Origin of the sequence: Pseudomonas sp. H26/SER47-MNA-CIBAN-0231, assembly GCF_040310465.1 — a bacterium.
Taxonomy (GTDB): Bacteria; Pseudomonadota; Gammaproteobacteria; order Pseudomonadales; family Pseudomonadaceae; genus Aquipseudomonas; species Aquipseudomonas atacamensis.
The window spans coordinates 178,135-195,821 of record NZ_JBEOPW010000003.1 but is presented as its reverse complement, the minus strand read 5'-3'; the positions used below and the strand labels follow the sequence as shown (position 1 = coordinate 195,821).

Genomic DNA, 17,687 nt, shown 5'->3' with positions numbered 1-17,687 from the left:
TGGGGACGACTATCGACCGCAAAACGGCCGCGAGGTTTAACGCGCGCGTGGCGGCACCGAACGGGTGCGACCGCTGCCGTCGATGGCGACGAAAACGAAAACCGCTTCGGTGACCTTGCGCCATTCGCTGGACAGTGGGTCATCGCTCCACACTTCGACCATCATCTGGATCGAGCTGCGGCCGATTTCCAGGGTCTGGGTATAAAAGGACAACTGCGCGCCGACCGCGACCGGGACGAGGAACGCCATGCGGTCGATGGCGACAGTGGCAACGCGGCCACCGGCCACCCGGCTGGCCATGGCAGTGCCGGCCAGATCCATCTGCGCGACCAGCCAGCCGCCGAAAATATCGCCAAAGCCGTTGGTTTCGCGCGGGAGTGCGGTGATTTGCAGGGCCAGGTCGCCCTGTGGGATCGGATCTTCTTGTTCGAGCTCTATCATGCCGAGGGGCCTCTGACCCGTGACTCTTCGTGGGTATTGCGGGTGGTAGCCGTCTTCAAGAAAAACGATTCAACACCGAACACACTGCGTTCGTCACGTTTTCCATCAGGCGCCTAAAGGGAAACTCTGCGAAAAAGGCTAAATCCCGAGCAAAGGACGGGCCAACAACGTTTTCGCACAGCAACCTCTTACAAATCCTGCGCAGGTGGCGAGTATATCGGTCGATAGACCCCGCGACGACCACCCGGTTCTGATTTCGACCGTCAATTACGCGCCTCTATGTGCTTTTTCGAACAATTTGCTATGGTGCCGAACCTGTCCGAGCCACCGCCAGCGTTGTTGTGGCGACAGATTCGACTATAAGAGAAGCCCTTGCCATGACCACAGCGCCTTCGAGCCTCGCGCAGCCCGAGCAACCCGCACGACCGTTGACCCGCAATGACTACAAGACTCTGTCGCTGTCCGCCCTCGGCGGGGCGCTGGAGTTCTACGATTTCATCATCTTCGTTTTCTTCGCCACCGTCGTCGGCAAGCTGTTTTTCCCGGCCGACATGCCCGAGTGGCTGCGCTTGATGCAGACCTTCGGCATCTTCGCCGCCGGCTATCTGGCGCGTCCTTTGGGCGGCATCGTCATGGCGCACTTCGGTGACCTGCTGGGGCGCAAGAAGATGTTCACTCTGAGCATTTTCATGATGGCCGTGCCGACGCTGATCATGGGCCTGCTGCCGACCTACGCGCAGATCGGCATCTGGGCGCCGATCCTGTTGCTGCTGATGCGGGTGATCCAGGGTGCGGCGATTGGCGGTGAGGTGCCGGGGGCGTGGGTCTTCGTTTCCGAACACGTACCGCAAAAGCACATCGGTTATGCCTGCGGCACTCTCACCAGCGGTTTGACTGCCGGCATCCTCCTCGGCTCGCTGGTCGCCACGGCGATCAACAGCATTTATACGCCAGCCGAAGTGTCGGATTACGCCTGGCGGATCCCGTTCCTGCTCGGCGGCGTGTTCGGCCTGTTCTCTGTGTACCTGCGCCGCTGGCTGCACGAAACTCCGGTGTTCGCCGAACTGCAATTGCGCAAGGCACTGGCCGAAGAAGTGCCGTTGCGCGCGGTGCTGCGTGATCATCGCGGCGCCATCGCCATTTCGATGCTGCTGACCTGGCTGCTGTCGGCCGGCGTCGTCGTAGTGATCCTGATGACCCCGACCGTGCTGCAAACGGTCTACCACTTCTCGCCGACCACGGCCCTGCAGGCCAACAGCCTGGCCATCGTCTTCCTCAGCCTCGGCTGCATTGGCGCCGGCGCGCTGGCCGATCGCTTCGGCGCCGGTCGCGTCTTCGTCTTTGGCTGCCTCGGTCTGCTGATCAGCTCCTGGACCTTCTACCACAGCCTCGCCGACCACCCGGACTGGCTGTTCCCCCTGTACGCACTGACCGGTTTGCTGGTCGGCACCATCGGCGCGGTGCCGTACGTGATGGTCAAAGCATTCCCGCCGGTGGTTCGCTTCAGTGGCTTGTCGTTCTCGTACAACGTCGCTTACGCGATCTTTGGTGGCTTGACGCCGATGGTGGTGAGCCTGCTGCTGAAAGAAAGCGCGATGGGGCCTGCTTACTATGTAGCGGTGCTGTGCGGGATGGGGATTGTGGTAGGTGCGTGGCTGTGGAAGAAGGGGCGTTGATTTTCTCTCCCGCCTGATCGTTCCCACGCTCCGCGTGGGAATGCATCCTGTGACGCTCCGCGTCACGTCTCAAATGCGGACGCAGAGCGTCCATGGCGGCGTTCCCACGCAGAGCGTGGGAACGATCTGTTCATCCAGCAAAACCCGATGCTGGCCTTTCATCCAATTGTCATATTTCAGCCATAGAGTGTTCACATGGCCTGCTGATACTTGGCCCCGACTTAACACACCCTATCTGCTAGGAGTAAGGCATGAAACTGAAGCGTTTGATGGCGGCAATGACTTTTGTCGCTGCTGGCGTTGCGACTGCCAACGCGTTCGCCGCTGTTGACCCTGCTATCCCGAGCTACACCAAGACCACTGGTGTGTCGGGCAACCTGTCCAGCGTCGGTTCCGATACCCTGGCCAACCTCATGACCCTGTGGGCCGAGAACTACAAAAAAGAATACCCGAACGTCAACATCCAGATTCAGGCTGCCGGTTCTTCCACCGCGCCACCTGCACTCACCGAAGGCACCGCCAACCTGGGCCCGATGAGCCGCAAGATGAAGGACAACGAGCTGCAGGCTTTCGAACAGAAGTACGGCTACAAGCCGACGGCAATCCCGGTTGCCGTGGATGCCCTGGCGGTGTTCGTGCACAAGGACAACCCGATCAAGCACCTGACCATGGCTCAAGTCGATGCGATCTTCTCCTCGACGCGTCTGTGCGGTGCCAAAGCTGACGTCAAGACCTGGGGCGACCTGGGCGTGACCGGTGACCTGGCCAACAAGCCAGTCCAGCTGTTCGGTCGTAACTCGGTGTCCGGCACCTACGGCTACTTCAAGGAAGAAGCCCTGTGCAAAGGCGACTACAAGCCTAACGTCAACGAACAACCAGGTTCGGCGTCGGTGGTGCAGTCGATCAGCAGCTCGCTTAACGGCGTCGGCTACTCGGGCATCGGCTACAAGACCGCCAGCGTGAAAACCGTCGCCCTGGCCAAGAAAGAAGGCGGCGAGTTCATCGAAGACACCGAAGAAAACGCCCTGAACGGCAAGTATCCGCTGTCGCGCTTCCTCTACGTTTACGTCAACAAAGCCCCGAACAAGCCTTTGGCCCCGCTGGAAGCCGAGTTCGTGAAACTGGTGCTGTCGAAGCAGGGCCAGGAAGTGGTAGTGAAAGACGGCTACATCCCGCTGCCAGCCAAGGTTGCTGCCAAGGCACTGGCTGACCTCGGTCTGCAGGAAGGCGGCGCTGTCGCCAAGAAGTAACACCCTGAGGCCGGCCTGAAGCCGGACTCCTGTGGGAGCGAGCCTGCTCGCGAAGGGGTGGTCACATGCTCTATCGATGTGACTGACCCGACGCCTTGGCGAGCAGACGCGCTCCTGCAACCACCAAATTTTCGACTCCGCTGCCGGACTTCCGGCTGGCGGATTTGCTGCGTCACTGCACTGTCATCTTTCTGTCATACAGGATCGCTAGGGTGTGCGCATGAATGATCTGGCCAATTCCCCAATGACTACGTCTTCCCCTCCCAAGCGCATTGATTTCAATACGCCTGAGCTGCAACGCAAACGCCGCATCCGCGCGCTCAAGGATCGCTTCACCCGTTGGTACGTCCTCGTCGGCGGCCTGGCGGTGCTCGCGGCCATCACCCTGATCTTCTTCTTCCTCGCCTACGTCGTTGCGCCACTGTTTCAAGGCGCCGACCTGACCGCGAAAGACTCGATCACCCCGGCCTGGATGCAGGACGCCGGCAAGCCGCTGATGATCTCGCTCGAAGAGCAGAATCAGGTGGCCATGCGTGTATCCGACAAGGGCCAGGCGCTGTTCTTCGATCTCGACAGTGGCGCTGAATTGAGGCGTGTCGATCTGCCGCTGCCTGCGGGCGCTACCGTGACATCTATTGGCGAAGACCAGCCGGGTCATCCGCTGGTGGCCGTGGGGCTGTCCAACGGTCAGGCGCTGGTGTTCCGTCATACCTATAAAGTCAGCTACCCCGATGGCAAGAAAACCATCAGCCCGGCCATCGAATATCCCTATGGCGAAGCACCGATCGCGCTGAACGAAAGCGGCGGCGCGCTGGAGCATGTCAGCCTCAATGCCACCGACTCGACGCTGATGCTGGTCGGCTCCACTGGCTCGCAACTCAACGTGCTGTCGCTGACCAGCGAAGAAAACATGATGACCGGCGAAGTCACCAACGAGCAGACGCGCATCGATCTGCCGCAGATGACTGAGCCGGTGAAAAACATCTTCGTCGACCCGCGCCAGCAGTGGCTGTACGTGGTCAACGGTCGTGCCCAGGCCGACGTGTTCAGCCTGCGCGACAAGAGCCTCAACGGGCGCTACAAACTGCTGGAAAACGCTGACGCCCAAGTCACCGCTACCGCGCAGCTGGTCGGCGGTATCTCGCTGATCGTCGGCGATTCCAAGGGCGGTCTGGCCCAGTGGTTCATGGCCCGCGATACCGATGGCGAGCAGCGTCTGAAGCAGATCCGCACCTTCCAGATGGGCACCACGCCGATCGTTGAAATCGCTGCCGAAGAGCGCCGCAAAGGCTTCCTCGCCCTTGATGCCAGCGGCAAGCTCGGCGTGTTCCACAGCACCGCACACCGCACGTTGCTGGTCGATCAGGTGGTTGAAGGCCAGGGCCTGTTCGGTCTGTCGCCGCGCGCCAACCGGGTGATCGTCGAAGCCGGCGGCAAGCTGCAGCCGTTGCTGCTCGACAATCCGCACCCGGAAGTATCGTGGAGCGCGCTGTGGAGCAAGGTCTGGTACGAGAACTACGACGAGCCTAAGTACGTCTGGCAATCGACCGCGGCCAACACCGATTTCGAACCGAAACTGAGCCTCTCCCCGCTGACTTTCGGCACCCTGAAAGCCGCGTTCTACGCCATGCTGCTGGCCGCGCCACTGGCCGTCGCCGCGGCGATCTACACCGCGTACTTCATGGCCCCGGGCATGCGCCGCAAGGTCAAACCGGTGATCGAACTGATGGAAGCGATGCCGACGGTGATCCTCGGTTTCTTCGCCGGCCTGTTCCTCGCGCCGTACGTAGAAGGCCATCTGCCGGGCATTTTCAGCCTGCTGATGTTGCTGCCGATCGGCATTCTGGTCGCCGGTTTCACCTTCAGTCGCCTGCCTGAATCGATCCGCCTGAAAGTCCCGGACGGTTGGGAAAGTGCGCTGCTGATTCCGGTGATCCTGTTTGTGGGCTGGCTGTCGCTGTACATGAGTCCGTTCATGGAGAACTGGTTCTTCGGTGGCGACATGCGCATGTGGATCTCCCACGACCTGGGCATCACCTACGACCAGCGCAACGCTCTGGTGGTCGGTCTGGCCATGGGCTTCGCGGTGATCCCGAACATCTACTCGATCGCCGAAGACGCCGTGTTCAGCGTGCCGCGCGGTCTGACCCTGGGTTCGCTGGCCCTCGGTGCCACGCCATGGCAGACCATGACCCGCGTGGTGATCCTGACCGCCAGCCCGGGGATTTTTTCGGCGCTGATGATCGGCATGGGCCGTGCGGTCGGCGAAACCATGATCGTGCTGATGGCCACCGGCAACACCCCGGTCATGGAGATGAACCTGTTCGAAGGCCTGCGCACCCTGGCCGCCAACGTCGCGGTGGAAATGCCCGAGTCGGAAGTCGGCGGCAGCCACTACCGCGTGCTGTTCCTCTCGGCGCTGGTGCTGCTGTTGTTCACCTTCGTCATGAACACCCTGGCAGAACTGATTCGTCAGCGTCTGCGCAAGAAATACTCGTCGCTTTAAGCAAAGGTAGAAGTCTGTGAAACAGAACTCCCTGAAAGGATGGTTCAAGAGCGGCGCCCCGGGCGTCTGGATCAGCGGTGGCGCGGTGTCCATCGCGGTCATCATGACCATTGGCCTGTTGGCGGTGATTGCCGTGCGCGGTCTCGGTCACTTCTGGCCGGCGGACCTGATCCACGCCCATTACGACGTACCGGGCCAGGCCAATCACCTGGTGATCGGCGAAGTGGTGCAAAAAGAAGAAGTGCCGCGCGCGCGTCTGAAGAGCGCCGGCCTGCCGGTGCCTGACGAAGGTCCGGAATTCATGACCCGCGAGCTGATCAAGGTCGGCAACCGTGACCTGAACGGCAACGACTTCACGTGGATCGTCGGCGAGTGGCTGACCAAGCAGACCACACCGCCAGAATTGATGGCGATCGAGCGTCGCGAGTGGGGCAACTTCTACGGCTATCTGGTCAACGTCAAACAGGATGGCAAGGTCATCGCCGAGGGCGAGGCCGCATGGCCTGAGCTGCAAGCGCGCATCGATCGGGTGAACGATCTCGCGGCTCAACTGAAGACGCTGGAAAAAACCGACATCGGCGCAATCAACGCCGGTCTTGAACGCATCCGACTGCATGGGCGCAAGCTCGAGCTGGAAGGCAAACTCGACGCCACCGCACAAGCGGACATGGAGTCCGAGCGCGCCGAGCTGGACGCGCGCTACAAAGACATCGAAGCACGTCTGTCTGATTTGCATGCACAGTTCAACCGCGACGCCTTGACCGCCCGTGACGCCAACGGCAAGGAAATCGAAATCGGTCTGGGCAAAGTCGTGCATGCCTACCAGCCAAACGGCATGAGCACCTTGACCAAGGTTGGTTTCTACTTCAGCAAGATCTGGGAATTCCTCTCCGACGACCCGCGTGAAGCGAACACCGAAGGCGGGATCTTCCCGGCGATTTTCGGCACCGTGATGATGACCCTGATCATGGCGATGATCGTCACCCCGTTCGGCGTGCTGGCAGCGGTGTACCTGCGCGAATACGCCAAGCAGAACACCCTGACCCGGGTCATTCGCATTGCGGTGAACAACCTCGCCGGCGTACCGGCGATCGTTTACGGCGTGTTCGGTCTGGGCTTCTTCGTCTACGTGCTGGGTGGCTCGGTCGACCGCTTGTTCTTCCCTGAAGCTCTGCCGGCGCCGACATTCGGTACGCCGGGCCTGCTCTGGGCTTCGCTGACCCTCGCGCTGCTGGCCGTGCCGGTGGTGATTGTGGCGACCGAAGAAGGTCTGGCGCGGATTCCCCGCACTGTGCGTGAAGGTTCGCTGGCCCTCGGCGCGACCAAAGCGGAAACGCTGTGGAAAATCGTTATCCCGATGGCCAGCCCGGCCATGATGACCGGGATGATCCTCGCCGTGGCCCGTGCCGCCGGTGAAGTGGCGCCGCTGATGCTGGTGGGTGTGGTGAAACTGGCGCCGTCGCTGCCGGTGGACGGCAACTACCCGTACCTGCACCTGGACCAGAAGATCATGCACTTGGGCTTCCACATTTATGACGTCGGCTTCCAGAGCCCCAACGTCGAAGCAGCCCGCCCGCTGGTGTACGCCACCGCGCTGCTGCTGGTGCTGGTGATCGCGACGCTGAACCTGTCGGCGGTGTATATCCGCAACCACCTGCGCGAAAAATACAAAGCACTGGATAGCTAAAGCCCTTAGCCACAAGCGGCAAGCTACAAGCCGCTTTTGCTCAAACTTGCAGCTTGCAGCCAGAAGCTTGCAGCTACGAACGGAGTGAGAACCCCATGCAGCACGAAACATACAGCCACGGCATCAACATGTCTGCCCTGGGCCGCGACAAGCAGAGCCTGGACCTGGCGCAGGAAACCGTTGCCATCGAAGTGCCGGGCCTGAGCCTGTACTACGGCGAGAAGCAGGCCCTGTTCGACGTCAGCATGAACATCCCGAAACAGCGCGTGACTGCGTTCATCGGCCCGTCGGGCTGCGGTAAGTCGACGCTGCTGCGTACCTTCAACCGGATGAACGATCTGGTCGACGGCTGCCGTGTCGAGGGCGCGATCAACCTGTACGGCAACAACATCTATCGCAAGGGCGAAGACGTGGCCGAGCTGCGTCGACGCGTCGGCATGGTGTTCCAGAAGCCCAACCCGTTCCCGAAGACCATTTACGAAAACGTGGTCTATGGCCTGCGCATCCAGGGCATCAACAAGAAGCGCATCCTCGACGAAGCCGTTGAGTGGGCGTTGAAAGGCGCGGCATTGTGGGACGAGGTCAAAGACCGCCTGCACGACTCGGCCCTCGGTCTGTCCGGCGGTCAGCAACAGCGTCTGGTGATCGCGCGCACCATCGCGGTTGAGCCGGAAGTGTTGCTGCTCGACGAACCGTGCTCCGCTCTCGACCCGATCTCGACGCTGAAAGTCGAAGAGCTGATCTACGAGCTGAAGTCCAAGTTCACCATCGTCATCGTTACCCATAACATGCAACAGGCGGCACGGGTGTCCGACTACACCGCGTTCATGTACATGGGCAAACTGGTGGAATTCGGCGACACCGATACCCTGTTCACCAATCCGGCGAAGAAGCAGACCGAAGACTACATCACCGGTCGCTATGGCTGATTGGGGCAGCTGCAAGCCGCAAGCTTCAAGCTTCAAGCGGCAAGAAAGAATTGGTGCGATATCAGGACTTACACATAACTGCTTGAAGCTTGCAGCTTGAAGCTTGCAACTTTCGCGGAGCGAACAATGATTTCCAAAGAAGGCCTTACCCATCACATTTCCGCGCAGTTCAACGCTGAACTGGAGGAAGTGCGCAGCCACCTCCTTGCCATGGGCGGGCTGGTCGAGAAGCAGGTCAACGACGCGGTCACGGCGCTGATCGAGGCCGATTCCGGCCTGGCTCAGCAGGTGCGTGAGATCGACGACCAGATCAACCAGATGGAACGCAACATCGACGAAGAATGCCTGCGCATTCTCGCCCGTCGTCAGCCGGCAGCCTCCGACCTGCGCTTGATCATCAGCATTTCCAAGTCGGTAATCGACCTTGAGCGTATCGGCGACGAAGCGACCAAGATCGCCCGTCGTGCCATTCAGTTGTGCGAAGAAGGCGAAGCGCCGCGCGGTTACGTCGAGGTTCGTCACATTGGCGACCAGGTGCGCAACATGGTGCGTGATGCGCTGGACGCTTTCGCCCGTTTCGACGCCGATCTGGCCTTGTCGGTGGCGCAGTACGACAAGATCATCGACCGCGAATACAAAACCGCTTTGCGTGAGCTGGCCACCTACATGATGGAAGACCCGCGCTCTATCTCGCGGGTGCTGAGCATCATCTGGGTCCTGCGTTCGCTGGAGCGCATCGGCGATCATGCGCGCAACATCTCTGAACTGGTGATCTACCTGGTGCGCGGCACCGACGTGCGCCACATGGGCCTCAAGCGCATGAAAGAAGAAGTTGAAGGCACAAGCGCTGAAACCGCTAATGTTCCGGGCGAAGCTGACGATAAGTAAGATTGCCTGAGAAAAGCGCCCGGCCCTCTGGCCGGGCGTTTTTGTTTCTGCTTTTCGAAGGCAGATACGGATTGGAAAGCGAATTAAAAAGCAGCACCCGCGAACGAAAAGTCCCGGCGTGACTGAAGAGTTTTGGCAATGTGCCATCAGCCAGCGTTATGCTTGCCGGGATTTTAATAGGGGTGTTGGATGAGCAAGATCAGTGTGTTGGTCGTGGACGATGCTTCGTTCATTCGTGACCTGGTGAAAAAGTGCCTGCGTAATTACTTCCCGGGGATCCGCACCGAGGACGCCATCAACGGCAAAAAGGCCCAGGCGATGCTGGCCAAAGAGGCTTTCGACCTGGTGCTGTGTGACTGGGAAATGCCGGAAATGTCCGGCCTCGAACTGCTGACCTGGTGCCGCGAGCAGGACAACCTCAAGACCATGCCGTTCGTCATGGTCACCAGCCGTGGCGACAAGGAAAACGTCGTGCAGGCGATTCAGGCCGGCGTATCCGGTTACGTCAGCAAGCCGTTCACCAACGAGCAGCTGCTGACCAAGGTCAAGCAAGCACTGAACAAGGTCGGCAAGCTCGACACCTTGATGAACAGCGCGCCGACCAAGATGAATTCGGCATTCGGCAACGATTCCCTGAGCGCACTGACCGGCGGCAAGCCGGCCGTGGTCGGCGGCGCTGCGGCCAGGCCTGCCGCTGCCGCTGCTGCACCCGCTCCAGCCGCTGCACCGTCGCGCGGTTTGCTCAACAGCCCGCCAGTTCAGGCGCCCGGTGCATCCAAGGCGCCGGTCGGCGGTCGTGGTCAGGGCCAGTTGCGCCTGCCGAGCGGTACTCAGCAATGCGTGATCAAGGCCCTGAGCATCAAGGAAGCGCTGCTGGTAGTGAAGCGCACTGAAACCCTGCCGCAGATCCTCGACAGCGCCGTGCTCGATCTGGAGCAGGGTGACAACGCCGAGATCGCGCGCCTCAACGGTTACCTGCACGCCATCGTCGCCCACGAGCAGAAAGCTGACAGCGACTGGCTGCAACTGACCTTCCGCTTTGTCGACCAGGATGCGCAGAAGCTCGACTACATCTCGCGCCTGATCGCCCGTGGCACGGCGCAGAAGCATTTCGTACCGGGCGCGTAAGCTTCGTCGCCTGATAGGCCGCCTTCGCGAGCAGGCTCGCTCCCACCCTGGAACGCATTCCAAATGTGGGAGCGAGCCTGCTCGCGAAGGGGCCAGCCGAAACACCACTTGTCTCCGGTGCTCTGATCGTTCCCACGCGCAGCAAAGGAATGCCTCAACCGGACGCTCCGCGTCCTCTGTGCAGGGGACGCAGAGCGTCCCGGGCTGCATCCCCACGCAGAGCGTGGGGACGATCATTTGAAACATCTGTCGACTAGCCTGGTCTGTCTCAGCTGCTAGGCTGATTCCCAGGCCTTCCTTCGACAGACTTTTGCCCATGCTCGCGCGCCTGCTGTTTTTCTGCGGTCTCTGCCTGGCCTCCCAGCTGGCGATGGCCATGACCATCTACAAATCCACCGACGCCAACGGCGTGGTCTCGTACAGTGACCGCCCGAGCAAAGGCGCGAAAGTGTTCGTGTTTCAGGACCGCATGGTCGAGCGCCTCGACCGCCAGGTGTACCTGGACATCAAGAAGCAGAAGGGCGTTGATGTGGTATTTGCGCGCAACGATCTGTACGCGCCGGTCGAGGTTGCCCTGGCCTTCATCGGCACGAGCAATGTGCGTGGCGCGCCGTCGCGAGCGATCCGTCGTGTGCTGCCACCGCGCAGCAACACGCGGCTGGCGCTGCTGACGGCGATCAGTCGTGACCAGCCGCTGGTGTATTCGCCGCAGTTCCAGTATTCGCTGGGCGACCCCGCAGGCACCGCGCAGAGCTATCGCTATCCGCTGCCCTGGCGTGGCGGGCCGTTTCGCCTGAGCCAGGGAGCCAACGGCCAATACAGCCACTACGGGCCGAAAAACCGCTACGCCATGGACATTGCCATGCCGGTGGGCACGCCGATCATCGCCGCGCGAGCGGGTGTGGTAGTCAAGACCGAGAACTCCCAGAGCGGGCGCGGTACCGATGCCTCCGGCAATTTCGTCCGAGTGCTGCACGACGACGGCACCATGGGCGTGTACCTGCATTTGAAACAGGGTTCGGTGAGCGTGCGCGAAGGCCAGCGGGTCAAGGTCGGCAGCCCGCTGGCGCTGTCGGGCAACACCGGCAACAGCAGTGGCCCGCACCTGCACTTCGTGGTGCAGCGCAATACCGGCGAAGGACTGGTGTCGATTCCCTACCAGTTCAACCAGCCGATGGGGGCGTTGCCCAACTTTGCGTTGGGCAAGCAGTAGGCGCGATAGGGTGTTGAGGGTTTTTGTGGCGAGGGGATTTATCCCCGTTGGGCCGCGAAGCGGCCCCAAATATTGCAACTCTGTACTAACTGACTGCATTCAATGGTTTTGGGACGGCTGCGCCGTCCAACGGGGATAAATCCCCTCGCCACAAGAGCCCCCCAAACTCCCATCAATCGAGCATCAACACCTTGGCCAGGACAATCTTCGGCCCTTTCATCTTCTTGATTATGATGCGCAGGCCTTCGACTTCCAGCACTTCTTCCTCTTCCGGCACCCGTTTCAGGGTTTCGTAAACCAGCCCGGCGAGGGTTTCCGCTTCGATGTGATCGAGATCGATGCCGAGCAGGCGCTCGACCTTGAACAACGGCGTATCGCCACGCACCAGCAACTTGCCCGGCTGATAGGCGAGGATGCCGCGCTCTGCCTTGCGGTGTTCGTCCTGAATGTCGCCGACCAGCACTTCCAGCACGTCTTCCATGGTCAGGTAGCCGATGATGTTGCCGTCAGCCTCCTCGACCACGGCGAAGTGCGAGCCACCCTTGCGGAACTGCTCCAGCAGCTGCGACAGCGGCATGTGCCGCGATACGCGCTCCAGCGGGCGGGTCAGCTCGGCCAGGTTGAACGACTCGGGAATGTGGTCCAGCGCGGCCAGTTCCAGCAGCAGATCCTTGATGTGCAGCAGGCCGACGAACTCCTGGCGCTCGCTGTCGTACACCGGATAACGGCTGAACTTGTGGCGACGGAACATCGCCAGGATTTCCTTCAGCGGCGCGTTGAATTCGAGGGTGATCAGGTCTTCGCGGGAGTTGGCCCAGTCGACCACTTCCAGCTCGCCCATTTCCACGGCCGAGGCCAATACGCGCATGCCCTGATCGCTCGGATCCTGGCCACGGCTGGAGTGCAGGATCAGTTTCAGTTCTTCGCGGCTGTAATGGTGTTCATGGTGCGGGCCGGGTTCACCTTGCCCGGCGATACGCAGAATCGCGTTGGCGCTGGCGTTGAGCAGGTAGATCGCCGGGTACATCGCCCAGTAGAACAGGTACAGCGGCACCGCCGTCCACAGCGACAACAGCTCGGGTTTGCGGATCGCCCACGACTTGGGCGCCAGCTCGCCGACCACGATGTGCAGGTACGAAATGATGAAGAACGCGGTGAAGAACGACACGCCTTTGATGATCTCGGGCGATTCGACGCCGACCGCGCTCAGCAGCGGTTCGAGAATATGCGCGAACGCCGGCTCACCGACCCAGCCCAGACCGAGAGAGGCGAGGGTGATGCCGAGCTGGCACGCCGACAGGTAGGCATCGAGCTGACTGTGCACGGTGCGCAGGATGTGCCCGCGCCAGCCGTGTTGTTCAGCGATGGCCTCGACCCGGGTCGAGCGCAATTTGACCATGGCGAATTCCGCCGCAACGAAAAAGCCGTTGAGCAACACCAGGATCAGAGCAAAAAGGATCATGCCGAAGTCGGCAAAAATGGTCGCGAGGGACAAGCCAGGGGAAGGGTCCATGATGGAGTTTTGCGGGTTCCGTGTGATTCGAAAGTAGGGAGAAACAGCGCCTGAAAGGCAGGCACAAGTCAGCCAATGTAGCGGCTGACCGTGCGATTGCCTAGTGGCGTGTGCCGGGCGGCATCACTCGGTGGCGCTGATCGGCCGTGCGCTGGCCACCTGGGCCGGGGCGAAATGGCAGGTGAACGTGCTGCCGTGGCCGGGCACGCTGCTGATCTCCATGCGCGCGCGGTGGCGCAGCAGCACGTGCTTGACGATGGCCAGGCCGAGGCCGGTGCCGCCGGTGTTGGAGTTGCGGCTGGAATCGACGCGGTAGAAACGTTCAGTCAGGCGCGGCAAGTGTTTGCTGTCGATGCCGATGCCGGAATCCTGCACGCTCAGGTGCGCGCCCTGATCGTCGCCCCACCAGCGAATGCGGATGTTGCCCTCGGCGGGGGTGTACTTGACCGCGTTGAACACCAGATTGGAGAACGCACTGCGCAGCTCGGCCTCGCTGCCCTTGAGCAGCACCCCGGCATTGGCCTCGAGGCTGATGCGCTGGTTCTTCGCCCCGGACAACTGCTGCGCATCGCTGGTGATCGATTGCAGCAGTGTGTCGATCTGCACTGGCTGGTTGTCCGACGGATAGTCGGTGGCTTCCAGCTTGGCCAGCAGCAACAGGTCGTTGAGCAGTGTCTGCATGCGCCCGCCCTGTTGCTGCATCTGTTGCAGGGCTCGGCTCCAGCGCGGGTTCACTTCCTCGACATTGTCGAGCAGGGTTTCCAGATAGCCGCATATCACCGTCAACGGTGTACGCAGTTCGTGGGAGACGTTGGCGATGAAGTCCTTGCGCATCTGTTCCAGCTGATGAATGCGCGTCACGTCGCGGACCAGCATCAGGTGTTCATTGTTGCCGTAGCGGGTCAGGTACAGCTGAATGCGCACGCGATCGTTGGTCGGCGAAGGGATTTCCAATGGCTCGGCGAAGCTGTCCTGCTCGAAGTATTCCTTGAAGCGCGGATGGCGCACCAGGTTGGTCACCGGTTGGCCGCTGTCCTGCGGAGTCTTCAGGCCGAGCAGGGTTTCCGCGGCGCGGTTCCACCATTCGAGGTTGCCGTCGCTGTCGAGCATGATGACCGCGTCTTTCAGCGCGGCGGTGGATTCCTGCACCCGGTCGATCACCGCTTGCAGACGTCCGCGCACCCGTTGGTCGCGGCGTTGCAGGTGGTAGATGCTGTCGAACACCTCGCCCCACAGGCCATAGCCATCGGGCGGCGCTTCGTCGGGTTGATGCTGGCGCAGCCATTCGTGCAGACGCAGCAATTGCTTGAGCGTCCAGGCCAGATAAAGCCCCAGACCCGCCGCGAGGCTCCAGCCGTAATAGCCGGTGATCAGGCCGATCACCAGGCAGGCGGTGACCAGCAACAGCATGTGGCGAATCAGGGTGCCATGCCAGTTTTGATTCACAGTCGATACGGTCCTTGTCAGCGAGTCTGGCGGGCGGATCAGGCCTTTGTAGAGAACCGATAACCGGTGCCGCGCACGGTTTGTACCAGATTTTCGTAAGCGTCGCCGAGGGCCTTGCGCAGGCGGCGGATGTGCACGTCGACGGTGCGCTCTTCGACATAGACGTTGCCGCCCCAGACCTGGTCGAGCAACTGGCCACGGGTGTAGGCGCGTTCCTGATGGGTCATGAAGAATTGCAGCAGGCGGTACTCGGTCGGGCCCATCTCGGCGGGTTTGCCGTCGATGGTCACGCGGTGGCTGATCGGGTCGAGCAGCAGGCCGCCGACTTCGATCGGCGCTTCGCCATCGGTCGGTCCGGCGCGGCGCAGCACAGCCTTGAGGCGGGCGACCAGTTCACGCGGCGAAAACGGTTTGGTGATGTAGTCGTCGGCGCCAACTTCCAGGCCCTGGATCTTGTTGTCCTCTTCGCCCTTGGCGGTGAGCATGATGATCGGGATGTCCCCGGTCAGCTCGTCACGCTTGAGGCGCCGGGCCAGTTCGATGCCTGAGGTGCCGGGCAGCATCCAGTCGAGCAGGATCAGGTCCGGTTTGCGGTCGACGATGATGGCGTGGGCCTGCTGCGAGTTCTCTGCCTCGAGGCAGTCATAGCCGGCCATTTCCAACGCCACGGCGATCATTTCGCGAATGGGCGCTTCGTCGTCGACGATCAGAATGCTCCTGCCAACCATGCCTTAATCCTCTTGTCATTTAACTGTCTTGCGCCGCATTAGATAACGGAATTATTGCAGTCGTGTGACAGTATTTCAGGCGCGCAACATTTGCACCCATCCTCGACTAAGCTCTAAGTCCGAATCCTGACAACCACAAAAGAAGGTTTCCATGACTCAGATGACTGCTTCGTTCAAAGCCCTGCTGCTGGCTGCCGCCCTGACATTGCCAGGGCTGGCCATGGCGGCCGATCCGGCGATGGAAAAGGACGGCATGTACACCGACCACAAGGGCATGACCCTGTACACCTTTGCCAAGGACTCCGCTGGCAAGTCCGCGTGCAACGACAAGTGCGCGGCAAACTGGCCGCCGCTAATGGCGACAGCGAATGACAAGTCGATGGGGGACTGGACGGTAATCACTCGTGATGATGGCAGCAAGCAATGGGCCTACCAGGGCATGCCGCTGTACACCTTTGTGATGGACAAGAAGGCCGGCGACATGACCGGCGACGGCAAAATGGACGGCGCGTGGAAAGTCGCCAAGGCCAAATAACTACGGTCCAAAACCCTGTGGGAGCGAGCCTGCTCGCGAAGCGGTGTATCAGTTATCGCAGAGGTGACTGCCATGACGCCTTCGCGAGCAGGCTCGCTCCCACAGGTGTCATGCATCAGCGCAATGCGTAATCCAGCACGATCCCGACAAATATCGCCAACCCTGCCCAATGGTTGTGCAAGAAGGCCTGGAAGCAGCGCATGCGGTCTTTGCTGCGCGTGTACCAGAACTCCCACGCATAACATCCCGCAGCCACCAGCACACCGAGGTGGAACCAGATCCCCAGCTCGAACTTCGACCCGGCCAGGATCAGACAGCCCAACGACAGCGCCTGCAAGCTGAGGATGATCACCCGATCCGCCTCGCCAAACAGAATCGCCGTGGATTTCACGCCGATCTTCAGGTCGTCATCGCGATCGGTCATTGCGTAATAAGTGTCATAACCCACCGTCCACAGCAGATTGGCGATCCACAGCAGCCAAGCCGCCGCCGGCAATTCTCCGGTCTCAGCGGTAAAGGCCATCGGCATGCCCCAGGAAAACGCCGCCCCCAGCACCACTTGCGGGTAGTAGGTGTAGCGCTTCATGAACGGATACGTGAATGCCAGCGCCAGACCGCCCAGCGACAGCCAGATCGTCGGTGCGTTGGTGCACAGTACCAGCAGAAAACTGATGCCCATCAGCACGGCAAAGAACACCAGGGCTTCCTTCGAGCTGATCCGGCCAGCAGCAAGCGGCCGTTGCGCGGTGCGTTTGACGTGGCCGTCGACCTTGCGGTCAGCCCAGTCGTTGATTACGCAGCCGCCGGCACGGGTCAACACCACGCCGAGGACAAAGATGACGATGTTGGCCAGCGACGGCGAACCCTTGCCGGCAATCCACAACGCCCACAGCGTCGGCCACAGCAGCAGGTAAATGCCGATCGGCTTGTCCATGCGCGTCAACTGAACGAAATCCCAGGCGCGCGGGTTCAGACGGTTGAGGGACTTGAGCAGGCTCTGATACATCAGCAGTTCTCCGGGTGGGCGCGGGCGACGTCCCACAGGCTGGGCAGGAAGATTTCCGCGACCAGCACGCTCAGCGCGCCACGGTCGAAACGCGAACGCCGGCCCCACAGCTCAGGGGCTTGCACCGCTGGCGGCAACCATTGTTCAGGGTAGTGGCAGACTTCAATGGCGCGGCGCTGGAACGCATGATCGCAAAACAGCAATTCGCCCAGCGAGCGGCTGCCCAGTTCATCCATGTGCAAACCATCACCTTGCAGGGCCGCCCGCGAGGCAACGCTGCGGGCAAACACCCAGGCCTCGCCGTGGCCGCGCAAATACACCTCGCGCACCCAGCCTTCGCTGCCCTCGGCCAGATCCAGTGCCGCGCATTCATCAGCGCGCAAGGTGCCCCAGCCTTCGAACAGCGGCGACACGCTGAAGCCGTCCTCGGACAAACGGGTCAAACGGCGGGTCAGCGAGCCTTCGTCGAACAACCAGTCGAGGGTCAACGGATCGGGGCGGGGCGTCAGGCGGTCTTGGGTCAGCCAGAGCGGGGCGGGGCAGGCATTTGAATGTTGCACAATGAGTCATTATTGGCCGCAAATGAGGCGGCGAGCTTACCATGGCGGGCGACAGGATTGAGCGGCGCCGGCCGCCGTTGCGCCGAACAGGCTTGCATCTGCGCGGCACCCTCAGTACAAAACGCCCTGAGCCGGATGGCAACGCAGCACCCATCGACCGTCCGCGCCGGCACTACGCCTG

15 protein-coding genes are annotated in these 17,687 nt (G+C 61.3%); 9 read left to right on the top strand and 6 right to left on the bottom strand.

Annotated elements, in window-relative coordinates; genetic code table 11:
• Positions 1–36: 36 nt before the first annotated feature.
• Positions 37–441, bottom strand: coding sequence for an acyl-CoA thioesterase (locus AAEZ10_RS06240; RefSeq protein WP_003229628.1), 405 nt, complete (start codon positions 439–441; stop codon positions 37–39).
• Between the two features lie 377 nt (positions 442–818).
• Here AAEZ10_RS06240 and AAEZ10_RS06235 point away from each other — a divergent pair, with 377 nt between their 5' ends.
• The 8 genes from AAEZ10_RS06235 (at position 819) to AAEZ10_RS06200 (ending at position 11,718) form a co-directional block, all read left to right on the top strand.
• A complete protein-coding gene (locus AAEZ10_RS06235) occupies positions 819–2,117 on the top strand; it encodes an MFS transporter (protein ID WP_073470879.1) in 1,299 nt (432 codons plus the stop codon).
• A 251-nt stretch (positions 2,118–2,368) separates the two neighbouring features.
• Positions 2,369–3,367: a phosphate ABC transporter substrate-binding protein PstS gene (locus AAEZ10_RS06230; protein WP_016772480.1), complete on the top strand. Its 999-nt coding sequence runs from the start codon at positions 2,369–2,371 to the stop codon at positions 3,365–3,367.
• A 220-nt stretch (positions 3,368–3,587) separates the two neighbouring features.
• A complete protein-coding gene (locus AAEZ10_RS06225; protein WP_024014834.1) occupies positions 3,588–5,873 on the top strand; it encodes an ABC transporter permease subunit in 2,286 nt (761 codons plus the stop codon).
• A gap of 16 nt (positions 5,874–5,889) precedes the next feature.
• Complete coding sequence (gene pstA / locus AAEZ10_RS06220; protein ID WP_016772481.1) at positions 5,890–7,560, top strand: phosphate ABC transporter permease PstA; 1,671 nt, start codon at positions 5,890–5,892, stop codon at positions 7,558–7,560.
• A gap of 95 nt (positions 7,561–7,655) precedes the next feature.
• Positions 7,656–8,489 carry a phosphate ABC transporter ATP-binding protein PstB gene (pstB, locus tag AAEZ10_RS06215; RefSeq protein WP_350568430.1) on the top strand — a complete coding sequence of 278 codons (834 nt, stop codon included), beginning with the start codon at positions 7,656–7,658 and terminating at the stop codon, positions 8,487–8,489.
• A gap of 126 nt (positions 8,490–8,615) precedes the next feature.
• Positions 8,616–9,377, top strand: a complete 762-nt coding sequence (gene phoU, locus AAEZ10_RS06210; RefSeq protein ID WP_016772483.1) for a phosphate signaling complex protein PhoU — start codon at positions 8,616–8,618, stop codon at positions 9,375–9,377.
• Between the two features lie 189 nt (positions 9,378–9,566).
• Entirely contained in the window at positions 9,567–10,505 is a 939-nt protein-coding gene (locus tag AAEZ10_RS06205) for a response regulator (protein ID WP_039757306.1), read from the top strand.
• A 316-nt stretch (positions 10,506–10,821) separates the two neighbouring features.
• Complete coding sequence (locus AAEZ10_RS06200; protein ID WP_151550901.1) at positions 10,822–11,718, top strand: peptidoglycan DD-metalloendopeptidase family protein; 897 nt, start codon at positions 10,822–10,824, stop codon at positions 11,716–11,718.
• A 172-nt stretch (positions 11,719–11,890) separates the two neighbouring features.
• On the opposite strand, the gene AAEZ10_RS06195 is transcribed toward AAEZ10_RS06200, so the two are convergent.
• The 3 genes from AAEZ10_RS06195 to phoB form a co-directional block, all read right to left on the bottom strand.
• Entirely contained in the window at positions 11,891–13,231 is a 1,341-nt protein-coding gene (locus AAEZ10_RS06195; RefSeq protein WP_110644534.1) for a hemolysin family protein, read from the bottom strand.
• A 123-nt stretch (positions 13,232–13,354) separates the two neighbouring features.
• Entirely contained in the window at positions 13,355–14,641 is a 1,287-nt protein-coding gene (gene phoR / locus AAEZ10_RS06190) for a phosphate regulon sensor histidine kinase PhoR (RefSeq protein WP_350568618.1), read from the bottom strand.
• A 74-nt stretch (positions 14,642–14,715) separates the two neighbouring features.
• Positions 14,716–15,405 (bottom strand): phosphate regulon transcriptional regulator PhoB, encoded by a 690-nt coding sequence (gene phoB, locus AAEZ10_RS06185; protein ID WP_007896474.1) that lies wholly within the window; start codon positions 15,403–15,405, stop codon positions 14,716–14,718.
• A gap of 151 nt (positions 15,406–15,556) precedes the next feature.
• Here phoB and AAEZ10_RS06180 point away from each other — a divergent pair, with 151 nt between their 5' ends.
• A complete protein-coding gene (locus AAEZ10_RS06180) occupies positions 15,557–15,940 on the top strand; it encodes a COG4315 family predicted lipoprotein (protein ID WP_073470882.1) in 384 nt (127 codons plus the stop codon).
• Positions 15,941–16,055: 115 nt separating this feature from the next.
• On the opposite strand, the gene ubiA is transcribed toward AAEZ10_RS06180, so the two are convergent.
• On the bottom strand, positions 16,056–16,946 hold the full coding sequence (gene ubiA / locus AAEZ10_RS06175) for a 4-hydroxybenzoate octaprenyltransferase (RefSeq protein WP_350568423.1): 891 nt from the start codon (positions 16,944–16,946) through the stop codon (positions 16,056–16,058).
• Positions 16,946–17,506, bottom strand: coding sequence for a chorismate--pyruvate lyase family protein (locus AAEZ10_RS06170; RefSeq protein WP_350568420.1), 561 nt, complete (start codon positions 17,504–17,506; stop codon positions 16,946–16,948). Before AAEZ10_RS06170 ends, ubiA begins: the two co-directional genes overlap by 1 nt.
• Between the last annotated feature and the right edge of the window lie 181 nt (positions 17,507–17,687).